Below are 14,319 nucleotides of genomic sequence, written 5' to 3'. Positions count from 1 at the left end.
AAGGCCCCAACCCTGGGGGGCCGAAGGCTTGCGGGGGCCGGGATGGTACGCCATCCCGGCCCCTTTTTTTTGCCCGCGTTCATCGCGGGTAATATGGTTTCCGCTTCTATAATGATGGGAAACTGGGAGATCGGCGTTGTTTCCGAGGATTCGCGAAATCACCGATGCCTTTGGCGGGCGCCTGCGCGTCAGCGTCGAAGAGCATCCCTCGGGCGCGCTGGTCGTGGTCGAGCGCCCCGATCTAGGGGGACGCCCTCGCATCCTGCTCGACGGGTACGGCGTGGACGTGCTGGCCGGCTATATCATGTCGGCGCGGCTGTCCGTCCCTCAGGGCCTGCCCGACGAGCATGTCGACGGCATGTTCGCCACCCGCTTCCGGCTCGAACTGGACCCCAGCGCGGCGCTGGTGCTTAGCCAGGAAGGCACAGCCGGGCTGGAGATCGCCGCACCCTTCTGGGATCGCTTCTATGCCGAGCTGTGCATCGTCGCCGCCCATGCGCGCGAATTGACCCGCCGGGCGGAAGCCCGCGTCCACTGACGACGACGCCGGCGCGCCGCCGGGCTGCGGCCCGGCATGTCGTGCGCCCGCTTCCTCCCCGGCCTGCAGGCACGAGCGCGCGCGTACCGCCAGCCTCCCCAGCGTCGATCACACACGCGGGCGACCGCCGCCCAGGGGCGTACAGTCCCGCCTACGCCGCTCCGCAGAAGCGTGCCGCCTTGTTTCGGAAAGGGTCTATGGCTGCCGCTCTCGCGGTGGGGGGGGGCAGGGCAGGGGCTGCTGACGAGCCGGCGCGGGTCGCTCGTACGCTGCGTCGCCGCGCGATCGCGGTCCGCGATTTCCGGTCGTTCACCGGTGGGGAAGGGACTGCGGAGCCCTGCTGTGCAGGAAGGCCTGGGGCGGCGATGCCGCGCCGGGGGCGCCGCGGCGCATCGGCACAAATGCGAGCGGCAGGCCAGTTGGGGGGAACTGACCTGCCGCCATGCCGAGCGGGGGGTGCCCGGCAAATTGGGAAGCGCGAGGATCGTGAGGGGATCGGAACGTCCTCGCTGCTTCTGATTTCGTTATATCGCAAATTTGGTCGAGAGAGAAACGAAACCCACATTATCGAGGTACAGGATTTGTACTTAGGGGCCGTTCCATAAGCGGCAACATCAAATGCGATAGCTATTTTGCAATGCGCAAGATCATGCTGGTCGGGTATTGGGCGCCGTTCACCGATACCACGGGCGCACCATTTAGCATCTGCACATCGGTAACCTTGCCGGTTGCCTTCGCGGTCGTGGTGATCTTGGCGCCTGCATCGGTCGTGCCGCTCAGCGTCAGCTGATACAGGCCGTCGGTGTACTTGGTGCCGGTGCTGGTGGTGCCGTCCCAGCTGAACTGGCCGGACGTGCCTTTGACGTCGAGGTTGAACGTATCGACCTTGGTGCCCTTCGCGTCGGTCAGCGTGGCGGTGAGCTTGGTGATGGCGTTGGGCGCGCTCCACTCCCACTGCGCCGGCGCCGTGGCGCTCAGGCCGGCCTTGTCCGAATCCAGCTGCACCGGCTGGCCGATCATCGACGAGCTGGTGGTAAGCGACGTCATGTTCAGACCCGACAGGATCGAATTGAGCGTCTTGTTCTGGGTGATCGACTGCTCGACCTGCGAATACTGGACGAGCTGCTGCGTATACTGTGCGCTGTCCATCGGATTCATCGGGTCCTGGTTCTGCATCTGGGTGGTCAGCAGCTTCAGGAACAGGTTGTAGTCGGCCGTGAGCTTGGAGCTGGCAGCGTCGGCGGCGCCCTGTGCCGTGGTCGGGGCGGTGGCGGAAGAGACGAGGGTCATGCGCTACTCCTGAGCGTTAGGCGATGAGGTCGACCTGCCCGTCGCCGCGGATCGGGCGATAGGCTGCGGCCTGGACTTCGGGTTCGTCGTTGAACTGCTGGCTGCCGCCGCGCGATTGCTGCTGCCCGCCGGACTGGCCGTTGCCGCCGCTGCCCGTGCTGCCGTCGCGGCTTTCGAAGCGGAAGCTGCTCGCATCGCTGCGGATGCCGGCCTGGTCCAGCGCGCGGCCCAGGTCGGGCGCGTCCTGGCGGAGCAGCTCGAGCGTATGCCGGCTCTCGGCACGCATCGTCGCCTGGACGCGGCCCTTGTCGTCGAACGCCAGCGTCACCTCGACCCGGCCGAGCTCCGCCGGGTTCAGGCGGACGCGCAGCGTGTCCTCGCCGGCATCGACCTTACGGGCGATCTCGACGCCGAGGTTGCGGCCCAGTTCGCCGGGGCGTGCATTGATGACCGGCTCTGCGGCCGGCGCTGCGGCAGCGCTCGGCGCCGTGGCGGCGAAGGGCGCGTGGGCGCCGGCCACGGGCATCGCACCGGCGGTGTGGGTATCGGCGGCGGCGAGCTGCTGACCGAAGGACTGCTGGCCATTATCGCCCTTGGCGCCGCCGTCGGTAGCGCCGCCCTGCGAATGGGTGCCGATCGCGCGGGCAAGATCCGCCATCTTGTCGTTGGTGGTCTGGGCCGGGGCGGCGTCGCTGCCAACGGGCGCGTCGGTCTTGGCGTAGCGGGGGGCCACGACGCCGCTGGTCTTGTTCTGCGCGGCGGGTTGCGGCGTTGCAGGCTGTGCGGCCGGCTGCGGCTGGGCGATGGCCACGGCAACCGCCTGTACGGGTACTGCGGCGGCCTCGGGTGCGGGCAGCGCGGCGCCGGCGGGATCAAGCGCCGCGTCCTTCGCGTTGCCGCCTCGCGACGGCTTTGCCGCGGTCTTGATCGGCGTTGCGGGCTGGGGCTGCTCGGCGGCTTCGGCCGGGAGCGCGATGGCGGCATCCAGCGCCGCGGCGACTTCGTCGCTGCCGGGGATTGCAGCCGCGGGCGTTGCCGCGGCCGGCTTGGGCTGCGCGGTTGTCGAGGGCAGGGCATCCGTCGCAACGGGCGCATCGGCGGCCTTGCCCTGGGCATCGGCGAGTGCCTTGGCAACGGCATCGGCGAGCGGGTTGCCGCCGGTCGCCACCGGCTGGGTCATCGCCCCCGGCGCGGACGTGGCGAGCAACTGTGCCAACGCCACCTGCGGACGATCGCCAGGCAGCGCGCTGGCCGGAGCCGCGGTGCCGGGGAGCAGCGGCGCGTTCGTCTGGGCGGTCAGCAGCGCGGCGCTCATGTCCGGCATGCCGAGCGCGACCGGCGCCTGTCCGGTGTCACCCGGCAGCGTGCCGAGCAATCCGGCAAAGCCGGTCCCGGCGGCGGCATCCGCAATGCCCCCCTGAGAAGCGGGGGTGGACAAGGGGAAGCCGATGTTCGTGACGTTCATGCAGTCGCCTCGTGCGCGCGGCCGGAAGAAGGCCGTTCCAAACCATTATAGGACAACCCCGGAGCCGATCGTTGCGGGTCAGCCAATTACCCCGAGCGCGCGGATGCGGGCGCGGGCGTGGATTTCGTTCTGCGACAGCACCACCGTCGCCGGGCGCACGCGTTCGATGATCGAGCGGACGAACGGGCGGATCGAGGGGCTGGTAAGCAGGCAGGGAATCTCGCCGTCCTGCGCCAGCCGGTCATAGGTCTCGCGCACGGCGCCGATGAACTGCTGGAGCGCGGAGGGCGCCATCGCCAGCTGGCGGTCGTCGCCCGCGCCGAGGATGCTGTCGGCGAACGCCTGGTCCCAGTCGGCCGAGAGCGTGACCACCGGGATCGCGTCGCCGCGCGCCTGCGACGCGCTGATCTGGCGGGCCAGGCGGCTGCGCACATGCTCGGTGATGGTGGTGAGATTGTTGGAGAGCGGCGCCGATTCCGCGATGCCTTCGAGGATCGTCGGAATGTCGCGGATCGAGATTCCCTCGGCCAGCAGGTTCTGCAGGATGCGCTGGACGCTCGACACCGAGACCTTGGAGGGAATGATGTCCGCCACCAGCTTCTCCGATTCCTTGTGGACTTCGGTGAGCAGCTTCTGCGTCTCGGTGTAGGAGAGCAGATCGGCAATATTGTCCTTCACCAGCTCGGTCAGGTGCGTCGCGATGATCGTGCCGCAATCGACCACGGTCAGGCCGCGGAAGCCGGCTTCGTCGCGCAGCTCGCGATCGATCCACAGTGCGGGCAGGCCGAACACCGGTTCCTTGGTCTGCTCGCCGGGCAGGCCGACGGGGCCGCCGCCCGGATTGATCAGCAGCAGCTTCTCCAGCCGGATGTCGCCGCGCGCCGCCTCGGTCTCCTTGATCGAGATGACATATTCGTTGGGCTTCAGGCCCATATTGTCGATGATCCGCACCGACGGCAGCACGAAGCCGTACTCCGTCGCCATCTGGCGGCGCAGCGCACGGACCTGGTCGTCGAGCCGCGGTTCGCGCGTGTCGTCGTTGATCATCGGCAGCAGGGCATAGCCGATCTCGATGCGGACCGCGTCGATCGCCAGCGTCTCGGAGATCGGCTGCTCGACCGCCTGCGACTGCGCCACCTCCTGCGCGGCCTGGATGCGCTCGCGCGCGGCCTTGGCGGTCGAGCGGCGCGACATCTCCCAGGCTACCCAGCCCGACAGCGCCGAGAAGGCGGCGAAGGGCACGAAGGGCAGGCCGGGCATCAGCGCCAGCGCGCCCATGAGGAACGACACCATGCCGAACGCCTTGGGATAGCGGCCGAGCTGGTCGCCCAGCGCCGATCCGGTCTTGCCGGTCACGCCACCCTTCGAGACGAGCAGGCCCGCCGCGGTCGACACGATCAGCGCCGGGATCTGGCTGACCAGGCCGTCGCCTGCGGTGAGCACGGTATAGGTGCGGAACGCCTCGGCAATGGGAACGCCGTGCTCGATCACGCCGATGCCCAGCCCGACGACGATGTTGATCGCGGTGATCAGCAGGCCGGCGACGGCATCGCCCTTCACGAACTTCGACGCACCGTCCATCGCGCCGTAGAAGCCGCTTTCGGCCTCCACGTCGGCGCGGCGCTGCTTGGCCTGTTCCTCGTTGATCATGCCGGCGGAGAGATCGGCGTCGATCGCCATCTGCTTGCCGGGCATGGAGTCGAGGCTGAAGCGCGCGGCGACTTCGGCGATACGACCGGCGCCCTTGGTGATGACGACGAAGTTGATCACCACCAGGATCATGAAGATGGTCAGGCCGATGATCGTCTCGCCGCCCATCAGGAACTCGCCAAAGGCGCCGATCACGCCGCCGGCGGCATCCGGACCTTCATGGCCGTGGCCCAGGATCAGGCGCGTCGAGGCAAGGTTGAGGCCCAGCCGCAGCATCGTCGCGATCAGCAGGATCGTCGGGAAGGCGCTGAGTTCCAGCGGCTTCTCGATGAACAGCGCCGTCATCAGGATCATCACCGAAATGGTGATCGACAGGGCAAGCCCCATGTCGAGCATCCAGCCCGGCATCGGCAGGATCAGCATCGCGATGATCGCGAGCACGCCGCCGGCCAGCGCCATGTCGCGGTTGGCGCCGATGCGGTCGAGGAACTTCAGGACGACGGGAGGCATGGGCTGCTACCGGTAATGGAGGTCAGGGCGCGGGCGAGACGGCGATGCCGGCGTCGATGAAGCTGCGCAGCTTGTTGCGCATCGTCCGGACCGAAATGCCGAGGATGTTCGACGCCGAGGTGCGGTTGCCGCGGCAGCGCTCCAGTGTCTGCAGGATCAGCTCGCGCTCCACCTCTTCCACCGTGCGGCCGACCAGGCTGTTGATGTCCAGGGGATTGGTCTCCGCGTTGAGCTCGGCGAGCGGCGTGCCGTCGGCGCGCACCAGATCACCCGGCACGATCGCGGCGCCGCGACCGAGCAGGATGGCGCGGTGCACCGTCTCGTCCAGTTCGCGGATATTGCCCGGCCAGGCATAGCGCTGGAGCAGCGCCAGCGCTTCATCGGTGAAGGCGCGCGGCGGCAGGCCGTCGACTTCGGCGTGGCGCTTGGCGAAATAGCGAGCCAGCGCGAGGATGTCCTCCCCTCGGGCGCGCAAGGGCGGCACCTCGACGCGCACCAGCCCCAGCCGCACCAGCAGATCGGCGCGGAACGTGCCGCTATCGACCAGCGCGTCGAGGTTGAGGCTCGACGTAGCGATCAGGCGACCGTGGAACGGAATTGCCTCGTTGCCGGCGAGCCGCCGGAACTGCTGCTTCTGGAGCACGTCGTGCAGCTTGGCCTGCAGCGGGGGCGACAGCATGCCGACTTCGCGGAGCAGGACGGTGCCGTGGCCGGCCTTTTCCAGCCGGCCGATGCGGCGGGCGACGGCGCCGGGGAAGGCGCCGGCTTCATGGCCGAACAGCTCGGACTCGATGACGTCGGGTGCGACGCCGGAGCACTCCGCGACCAGCATCGGCTGCGGACGGCCCGAGGCATCGTGCACCGCACGCGCCATCATTTCCTTGCCGCTGCCCTTTTCGCCGGTGATCAGCACCGGGGCGGCGCTCGGCGCGACGCCGGCGGCGAGCGACAGCGCGCGGGCGAGCGCGGGGTGGCCGCCGATCCAGGCAGGCGCCTTGCGCTCGACCACCGAGGCGATGGCCGCCGCGATCAGCTCGCGCTGCGGGGGAAGGGGGACGTAATCGCGGGCACCGGCGCGGATCGCCGCCACCGCGCGTTCGGCCGGCGCGTCGATGCCGCAGGCCAGCACGGCGATGGTGAAGCGTTCGGCGCGGATGCTCGCCATGAAGCCGGCAATGTCGGCCTCGACGTCGATCATCACCAGGTCGGCACCGCCTTGACGCAGCTCGACCAGCCCGTCGTCGGGCGTGTCGGCCATCGCCACCTCGGCGCCGGCGCTGCGCGCCAGCTCCGCGGCGAGGCGGAACTCGCTGCCGGGTGCGCCGATCAGGAGCATGCGGATCGGGTTTGCCATCAGCGATCGGGCCGAACGATTTCGGTGAGCGTCACGCCCAGCGCGTTATCGATCAGGACGACTTCGCCGCGGGCGATCAGGCGATCGTTGACGAAGATGTCGACCGGTTCGCCGACCCGGCGGTCCAGCTCAAGCACGGTGCCCGAGCTGAGCGCCAGCAGGTCGCCGATCGGCATCCGCGCGCGGCCGAGGACCGCCTGCACCTTGACCGGTACGTCGTGCACCGCTTCCAGGCCGGCGCTGCCGCCATGGGCCTCGGGCGTGCTGCCCGGCAGTTCGAAGTCCTCGAAGTCCGGGACGGAAGCCGGCTGGGGCTCGGGGCCGTCCGACGGGATGATGTCGTGGGGATCGATCGTCATCTGCTAAAATCCTATGCGTTCATCCACTGGCGGATCACCGAGGCGGCCTCGGGCGGGCTGGCCGCGATGGCCGAGCCGATCCGCTTGAGGGCGGAGAGCTTGATCCGCCCATCCACCTGAGCGAGGGCGATTTCCTGATCGAGCAGTGCGGTTTCGGTGGCCTGCATCTGCTCGAGCTGTTCCAGCGCTTCGGGATCGCCGTCGGCAGCGCGGGCGGTGAGCAGGCGCATCTCGTCCGACTGCTGCTGCGCCTCGAGCTGGGTCATCTCGGGTTCGATCGCCAGCGGCTCGGGCTTGGGCTTGAGCATGCGCAGGGCGAGCAGGCCGACCCCGGCGATCAGCGCGAGCTGGAGGAAGGTCCAGATCCGGTCCATCGGCAGCTTGGAGAAGATGCTCTCCTTGGCATCGTCCACCGGCACCGCCGAGAAGGGCATGCTCTCGACGACGACGCTGTCGCCGCGCTGGGTGTCGATGCCGACGGCGTTCTCCACCAGGCGCTGCAGGCGCTGGATCTGGTCGGCGGGCAGGCCCTTCACGCCGCCATCGACCATCACCGCGACGGTGAGGCGGGTGACCTTGCCGGGCGAGCGCAGCGTGACCGTCTTGGTCGAGCTGTTCGAATAGGTGGTGTCTTCCGACGTCTGGTTGCTGGCCGACTGGCGCGAGCTGCCCGGGGTGCCCGGATTGGCCTTGGCATCGGGCATCTGGTTGGCGACCGAGGCGGTCTGCGGGCCCGCGTCGCTTTCCTTGTTCTGGTCGCCGGTCTCGACGCTCACCTGGCGGGCGACGACCTGTTTGTCGGGATCGAAGATGTTCGATTCCTCGCGGGTCTGGTCGCGGTCGATCTGGGCGGAAACCTCGGCGCGAACCTTCCCCTCGCCGACGATCGGCTGGAGCAGGGCCTCGATCTCGTCGCGAAGCTTGCCTTCGACGGCGTGCTGGCGCTCGTCGGCATCGCCGGCGGCGGCGGTGTCGGGATCGCCCGCGCGGGCGAGCAGCGCGCCGGTCTGGTCGACGACCGAGACGGCGTCGGGCGAAAGCTCCGGCACCGAGGAGGAGACGAGGTAGCGGATCGAGGCGATCTGCTCCGAGCCCATATGCCCCTTGGTCTTCACCGTGACGGCGGCGGTGGCCTTGCGGCTCTCGTTCGCGAACATCGCGCGCTCGGGCATCACGATGTGGACGCGGGCGGCGGTGACGTTCTGGATCGTCTGGATCGACTTGGCGAGCTCGCCTTCGACGGCGCGCGTCTCGTTCATCTTGGCGCGGCTGGCGGAGACGCCGAAGGGCTGTTCCTCGTCGAGCACCTCATAGCCGATCTTGCCGCCCAGCTTCTCGCCGGCCATGCTCATCCGCAGTTCGGCGAGCTTGTCCTCGGGCGCCATGATCGCGGTGCCGTCGGCCGAGAGCGTGTAGGGCACGTTCTGCGCCTTCAGCTTCTCCGTGATGGTCGATGCCGCGGCGGGATCGAGATCGGTGTAGAGATAGCCCATGTTGGACTTGGAGCTGCTCATCGCCACGAAGGTCAGCGCCGCCAGCAAGGCGAACGCCACGCCCCCCATCATCGCGAGCCGCTTGGTGCCGAGTTGCGTCACCAGATTCTTGATCGCTTCCAAAGCCGCCCCATGCAGTAGCTACGGGGCGCGGAATGCCCCTTGTTACTGGACTTATAGGAAGGGCTTGGAGCGGCAGTTTCTGCCGGGTGGGAATTTTTTGCCTAGCAGTCGTCGGGATACTATCATGCTGCCCGGGGCGGGTGCGATCCGGCGAACGCCCCTTGGGGGCAATGCCGCATGGCAGCATCGCTCCCGTGCCCGCCGGGGGCACGGCGCCTGCGGCGTGGCATGCCGCCCGGGGACACGTCCCGGGCGGACGGGGTCAAGCGCTGCGCGCGCGCATCGCGTTGACCAGCGTCTCTCCGCGGCCGTGGCCGGCGCGCTCGTAGGAAAATTGCGGTGCTTCCCGTGCAGCCGCCTGGCCGAGCTCTTCGCGATAGGCCTTGTCGTCCGCCAGTCGCGTCATCGCGGCGGCGAGGGCGTGCGGGTCCATGGCGGGAATGACGAGGCCGTTCTCGCCGTCGCGCACCAGGCGGCCCACCCCCATCTTGGTGGTGATCGTCGGCAGGCCCATCGCCGCGGCCTCGCAGGTGACCTGGGGGCCGCCTTCCTCGATGGTGGGGAACACGAAAACGTCGACATCGCTCAACAGGCGCGCGACATCCGACACGAAGCCAAGCTGGCGGATCTTCCCACCTTCCATGGCCGAGGCGAGCGGCCCCGCAACCACCGGGTCGACATGACCGGCAAGCCAGAGCTCGGCATTCAGGTCGGCAAGCTTCCACGCGTCGAGTAGATCGAGGAACCCCTTGCGCACTTCCATCGTCCCGAGGAACAGGAAGCGCACCGGCCGACCTTCGCTCTGCCGCGCCGGCGCATCCGCGAATGCGTGGGAATCGTAGCCGAAGACCGCAGGCTTGATCTTGTGATCCGCAACGCCGATCTGGCGAAGCGACTTTTCTACTTCGATGTTCGACGCGAATACGAGGTCGAAATAGGTGAGTTCCTCGTCCTCGGCCGCAACCTTTTCCCACGTGATGAAGGGATATTCTCCCAATCCGCGCTTCGAATAGGCCTCGTCGAGCAGGGGCTTGGCGGTCCGGCACGGATTGTTGATCATCTCGCGCGCCATCACGAAGCCTTGCGCGCGGGCTTCGCGCAGCAGCGAAAGCGGCGCGTGCGGCCAGAAATAGAGGATTACCTTTTCCGGGTCGGCAGCTTTGAGCGCCCTGGAAAAGCTGCGCTGGAGCGAGCTCTTCGCATAGCCCCGGGTCAAGCGCCAGGGCAGCGATCGCAGCGGACCAGGCAAGGTCCTGCGCACCGAAACCTCCGGCGCCAGCGGGCGGTTCGCGCGCGGCGTCAGCAGCTCGGCCTTGAGACCTGCGGTATGAAACTGATCGAGGATGAGGGAGCAGGTCCGTCCAGGGCCTCGGACGTTGTCGAGATCCATGAACGTAAGCGCGGAAAACAGGCTTTGCCCGTCTTGACCGCGCTCAAGAGAAATCAACTCCTCCATGCGCCCCCCTTGTCTTTGCGATCAAGCTCAAAAAATCGTGGTGTCAGCACAAACCCAGGCCAAGCAGGACCGGGCAACTGGCGGTCAGACGCGTTCTTCAGCGCACGCGACATGATCTGGCTGGTACATCACATCGTTCTTCCCTCAAGCGCGACGCATAGTGGAGAAGCACGACCCTCGCAAGACGCAAGGGGTGCAATGCACAAAAACCGCTACAGTCCGTTACCGCGATTTAAAAAAAACGGTCGGACCGGCGCGAGCGCAACCAGCCATTGCGGACGGTTGCGGACGGTTGCGGACGGCGGCGATCGCGGCCAAGGCACGGCTTTATGCCCCGAGCGCTACAGCCGCGCCGATGGAGACGACATGCACGTGGACAGACGCCGTTTCGCTACCGGCCTGGCGACGCTGGTGCTCGCCTCCGGGCCGGCAGCCGCCGCGCCGACCGCGGCGGGAGCGGTGAGCATCACCTATGACGACGGGCTGCCCTCGCACCTCGACGTAGCCGTGCCGGCACTGGAACGGCGCGGGCTGCGGGGCACGTTCTACGTGACGCTGGAAAACATCGCTCAGCGCATCGCGGAGTGGGCCAGGCTGCCTGGGCGCGGGCACGAACTCGGCGCGCATACGGTTCATCATCCCTGCAATATCAGCCCCTTCGATGCCAAGACTTTCGCGGATCGCGAGTTTCGGCCGCTCGATGCGTGGCTCGATCGGGTCGCGGGGCCGGGCAGGGCGCGCGATTTCGCCTTCCCCTGCGACGTGACCGATTTGGGAGCGGGCACCCCGAACGTGCAGCGCGCGCGCTACGAAGCGATGCTGCGCGGGTTGGGCATGCAGAGCGGCCGGAACAGCGAAGGGCCGCCGAACCCTGCGGCATGGGCGCGGCTTCACCCGTTTCGCCTCCAGGCACTGGCGATAGGGTATGACGCAACGCCGCTGGACGTGTTCAATTATCTCCAGCGGGCGCGCGCGGAGCGCCGCTGGGCGATCCTGGTGTTCCACCAGATCGGGAGCGGGCCGGAGAGCGACGGCGCCGTTACCGCAGTGCAGCATGACCTGCTGCTCGACATGGTGCTGGCGAGTGGTCTCGCCACCGACACGGTCGGCATGCAGATGCGGCGTCTCGCCTCCGGCTGATCGCGCGAAGCTGGGGCCGCCCGGCGCGACGACCCCTGTCGGTCAGGCCCTGGCGGTGAGCTCGTCCAGCGCGCGCGGCTCGTGCATCGGGCAGCCGTTGAACCGGCCGCGATAGTCCGCCGAGAATTGGTACGGCACCTTCCGTGCCCGGTTGACGCCCCCGAGCGGCTGGTGCGCGGCGAGGCCGTGCCAGGGCGCGAAGGATAGCTGGTCCTCGATCCGCTCGCTTTCGCCGTAGACCCAGCCGGTCTGCGGCGCGACGTGCAGCGTCGCGACGGTGCGGTAGGGACTTTCCTCCTCGTCCCACGCAACCGAAGCGTCCTCGACCGGCATCTTCTCGAGATCGGTGCAGAGCTGCGCGCGCAACTCCCAGGTTCCGCCCTGTTCGAGCAGCAGCTCGTTCACCGCCTCGCGGATCGCGTCGGGACGGCCGGTGGCGTTGATCGTCGCGTCGGCAAAGTCCCGGATGCCGGACACCGGTACCAGCTGGAACTTGGCGATATAGTCGCCGTAGCGATAGGGCGTCTGGCTGTAATAGGTGGCGCCGAGCGGATGCACCGGCCGGGCGCCGCCCAGCGCGCTGAGCAGCGCCGACTTGCCGCCGACCGCCTCGATAGCCGCCTCGAAGCTGCGCAGCACGGCCGACAGCAGCTTCTTCGCGCCTTCGGCCTTGTCGGTGGTGCCGGCGAGCAGCTTGAGGTTGCCGAGGAACTTCTTGGCGTCGGGCGCGGCAAAGGCCGGCGCGTTGACCATCACGAAATCCTGCGTGGTGTCGCTCTCGCTGCCGGGCAGGCGCGCGCCTTCGACGCCGAGGACCTTCAGCGCCGCGCCGCGGGGCAGGCGGACCGAGTCGTCCAGGATGTCGCCGGCATTGGTGGAGAAGCGCAGGATCGCCTCATGGCTGCCGGGGGTGGCGAACAGGCCCTGCGCCAGTTCCGGCGGGAGGCCTTCGGCGATGGTGAGCGTGCCCCGCGCAAGGCCATGCCCCTTGGCATGCACCGAGCGGACGGCGTGCTGATAGTCCTCGGAGGTGGTGTCGAGGATCTTCTCGAACTGCGCCTTCAGCCCGGCGATCGTCTCCGCCTCGTCGGGCTGCGGCTGTTCGACGGAGGGCGAATAACGGACAGGCTGCGGCATGGTGGATTCCCTTCGAGATTGCGAAGGGGATCAACCACCGGTCGATGGTGCCGTTCCGCTCGCTGCCTAGTGCAGCAACAGGCTTTCCAGCTCGGCCGCGACCGCGTCGCGGCGCTGTTGCGCGTTGAGCGCGAGCCCGCCTTCGTCCCAGTTGATCAGCGCGTCGCCCATGGCCAGCGTCGCGTCGGGCGCAACGGTGAGGCTCAGCTTGCGGCGGTCGTTGGACTGGCGGTCGGCGATCTTGGCCTCGATGTCCTCGACCAGATCGGGGTGGACGCGCACCTGCAGCTCCGTGCCGCGCGCAACCTGGCCGAGTACCCGGCCGATCGCCGCGTCGATCGCGTCGCCAGGCGCCCGCTCGATGGCGCGCGCAGCGATGTGGTCGGCGGCGGCGAGGGCGACTTCGGTCGCCTCGCTGGTCACCCGCTCGGCGATTTCGGTGAACTGCGCATCGATCACTTCGATGCCGGCGTGCAGCGCGTCGACCGCGCTCAGCAGCGCCACTTCCCGCTCGGAGCGGGCCTGGGCAAGCCCGGCCTCGTAGCCCTCGGCGCGGGCCTGGGCGATCACCGCTTCCTGATCGGCCTTCAGCAGCGCGATTTCGGCGCGCAGCGCGGCGAGTTCGATCAGCGCGTCTTCGTTGACCAGCTTCTTGTCCGGCACCGGGGCCGAAAACACGCGGTCGAAGGCGAAGCGCTCGACATGGATGCTCATGCTGCCATGCTCCTCAGATAATCATTGCATCGTCGGACTTGGGATCGACCAGCAGGATCTCGCCGCGATCGGCAAGGTCCTTGGCCAGGCGAACAAGGCTCGACTGCGCCTCTTCGCAATCGCGGGCACGCACCGGGCCCATGCCGGCCATGTCCTCGCGCATCAGCTTGGCGGCGCGCTCGGTCATCGCGCTGAAGAACATCGTCTTCAGCTGCTCCGGTGCGCCCTTCAGCGCCAGCGCCATCTCGCGCTTGTCGGCATTTCGGACGATCGAGGCGATCGCCGGCGGCAGCAGGTTGGCGAGATCCTCGAACGTGAACATGAGCGCGCGGATGCGCTCGGCGCTTTCCGGCGCCTTGGCGTCGAGCGCGGTGAGCATCGCTTCCTCGGTCGAGCGGTCGAGCGAGTTGAACAGCTCGGCCATGCTCTCGTGCGGATCGCGCTTCTGCGAGCGGGAGAGGTTGGTCATGAATTCGGTCTTGAGCGTCTGCTCGACCTGATTGATCACTTCCTTCTGCACCGTGTCCATCCGCAGCATGCGCATGATCACGTCCACCGCAAATTCGCGCGGCAGCTCGGCGAGCACGCGCGCTGCATGGTCCGGGCGCAGCTTGGAAAGGATCACGGCGACGGTCTGCGGATATTCCTGCTTGAGCGCGCCGGCCAGCACGGTTTCGGAGACATTGGACAGTTTGTCCCACATCGTCCGGCCGGAGGGACCACGGATATCCTCCATGATCTCCTTCACCTTGTCGTTCGGCAGAATGCCGGCGAGCAGGCGCTCGGTCGTTTCGTAGCTGCCATGCAGCGAGGCCATGCTCGCCACTTCGCCGGTGAACTGGACGAGCAGATATTCGACGACCACGCTGGGGATACGCCCCAGGTTGGAAATGGTCGAGGAAAGCTCCTTGATCTCGTCGGTGGAAAGCTGGTCCCAGATCGGCGCGCCATGCTCCTTGCCGAGCGCGAGCATCAGCGCGGCCGCGCGCTGCGGTCCCGAGAATTTCTTCAGTTCGGGCGGTTCACCCACCGTGGCGACAGAAGCCATGCTCATCCCTGCAGAAAATGGTCCGCGCGCACCCGCAAGGCC

At 68.0% G+C, this 14,319-nt stretch carries 12 protein-coding genes; 2 read left to right on the top strand and 10 right to left on the bottom strand.

What is annotated here, in order from left to right:
• The first annotated feature begins 136 nt into the window (after positions 1-136).
• The gene (locus SPI01S_RS08360; protein WP_066721040.1) at positions 137-538 is read left to right on the top strand and encodes a hypothetical protein; all 402 of its coding nucleotides are present in this window, start codon (positions 137-139) and stop codon (positions 536-538) included.
• 627 nt (positions 539-1,165) lie between these two features.
• Here SPI01S_RS08360 and SPI01S_RS08355 read toward each other — a convergent pair.
• The 7 genes from SPI01S_RS08355 to SPI01S_RS08325 all read right to left on the bottom strand — a co-directional run bounded on the left by SPI01S_RS08355 (position 1,166) and on the right by SPI01S_RS08325 (position 9,998).
• Complete coding sequence (locus SPI01S_RS08355) at positions 1,166-1,828, bottom strand: flagellar hook assembly protein FlgD (RefSeq protein WP_066721037.1); 663 nt, start codon at positions 1,826-1,828, stop codon at positions 1,166-1,168.
• A gap of 16 nt (positions 1,829-1,844) precedes the next feature.
• On the bottom strand, positions 1,845-3,293 hold the full coding sequence (locus SPI01S_RS08350; RefSeq protein WP_066721034.1) for a flagellar hook-length control protein FliK: 1,449 nt from the start codon (positions 3,291-3,293) through the stop codon (positions 1,845-1,847).
• A 78-nt stretch (positions 3,294-3,371) separates the two neighbouring features.
• Positions 3,372-5,453 carry a flagellar biosynthesis protein FlhA gene (gene flhA, locus SPI01S_RS08345; RefSeq protein ID WP_066721026.1) on the bottom strand — a complete coding sequence of 694 codons (2,082 nt, stop codon included), beginning with the start codon at positions 5,451-5,453 and terminating at the stop codon, positions 3,372-3,374.
• Positions 5,454-5,475: 22 nt separating this feature from the next.
• A complete protein-coding gene (locus SPI01S_RS08340; RefSeq protein WP_066721023.1) occupies positions 5,476-6,807 on the bottom strand; it encodes a sigma-54-dependent transcriptional regulator in 1,332 nt (443 codons plus the stop codon).
• The gene (gene fliN, locus SPI01S_RS08335; RefSeq protein WP_066721020.1) at positions 6,807-7,166 is read right to left on the bottom strand and encodes a flagellar motor switch protein FliN; all 360 of its coding nucleotides are present in this window, start codon (positions 7,164-7,166) and stop codon (positions 6,807-6,809) included. The genes SPI01S_RS08340 and fliN overlap by 1 nt, the downstream gene beginning before the upstream one ends.
• Before the next feature lie 11 nt (positions 7,167-7,177).
• Positions 7,178-8,782: a flagellar basal-body MS-ring/collar protein FliF gene (gene fliF, locus SPI01S_RS08330; RefSeq protein WP_066721018.1), complete on the bottom strand. Its 1,605-nt coding sequence runs from the start codon at positions 8,780-8,782 to the stop codon at positions 7,178-7,180.
• A 262-nt stretch (positions 8,783-9,044) separates the two neighbouring features.
• The gene (locus SPI01S_RS08325) at positions 9,045-9,998 is read right to left on the bottom strand and encodes a glycosyltransferase (protein ID WP_169804483.1); all 954 of its coding nucleotides are present in this window, start codon (positions 9,996-9,998) and stop codon (positions 9,045-9,047) included.
• A gap of 606 nt (positions 9,999-10,604) precedes the next feature.
• On the opposite strand from SPI01S_RS08325, the gene SPI01S_RS22645 reads away from it, so the two are divergent.
• Positions 10,605-11,378, top strand: coding sequence for a polysaccharide deacetylase family protein (locus tag SPI01S_RS22645; RefSeq protein WP_066721012.1), 774 nt, complete (start codon positions 10,605-10,607; stop codon positions 11,376-11,378).
• A gap of 42 nt (positions 11,379-11,420) precedes the next feature.
• Here SPI01S_RS22645 and SPI01S_RS08315 read toward each other — a convergent pair whose 3' ends face one another.
• From SPI01S_RS08315 to SPI01S_RS08305, 3 genes are all read right to left on the bottom strand, one after another.
• The gene (locus tag SPI01S_RS08315) at positions 11,421-12,515 is read right to left on the bottom strand and encodes a catalase family protein (protein ID WP_066721009.1); all 1,095 of its coding nucleotides are present in this window, start codon (positions 12,513-12,515) and stop codon (positions 11,421-11,423) included.
• A 66-nt stretch (positions 12,516-12,581) separates the two neighbouring features.
• Entirely contained in the window at positions 12,582-13,229 is a 648-nt protein-coding gene (locus tag SPI01S_RS08310; RefSeq protein ID WP_066721007.1) for a FliH/SctL family protein, read from the bottom strand.
• Positions 13,230-13,242: 13 nt separating this feature from the next.
• A complete protein-coding gene (locus SPI01S_RS08305; RefSeq protein WP_066721073.1) occupies positions 13,243-14,277 on the bottom strand; it encodes a flagellar motor switch protein FliG in 1,035 nt (344 codons plus the stop codon).
• Positions 14,278-14,319: the final 42 nt, after the last annotated feature.

Source organism: Sphingomonas pituitosa NBRC 102491 (genome assembly GCF_001598435.1).
Taxonomy (GTDB): domain Bacteria; phylum Pseudomonadota; class Alphaproteobacteria; order Sphingomonadales; family Sphingomonadaceae; genus Sphingomonas; species Sphingomonas pituitosa.
The sequence above is the reverse complement of the archived record's forward strand: the minus strand, read 5'-3'. Positions and strand labels throughout refer to the sequence as shown.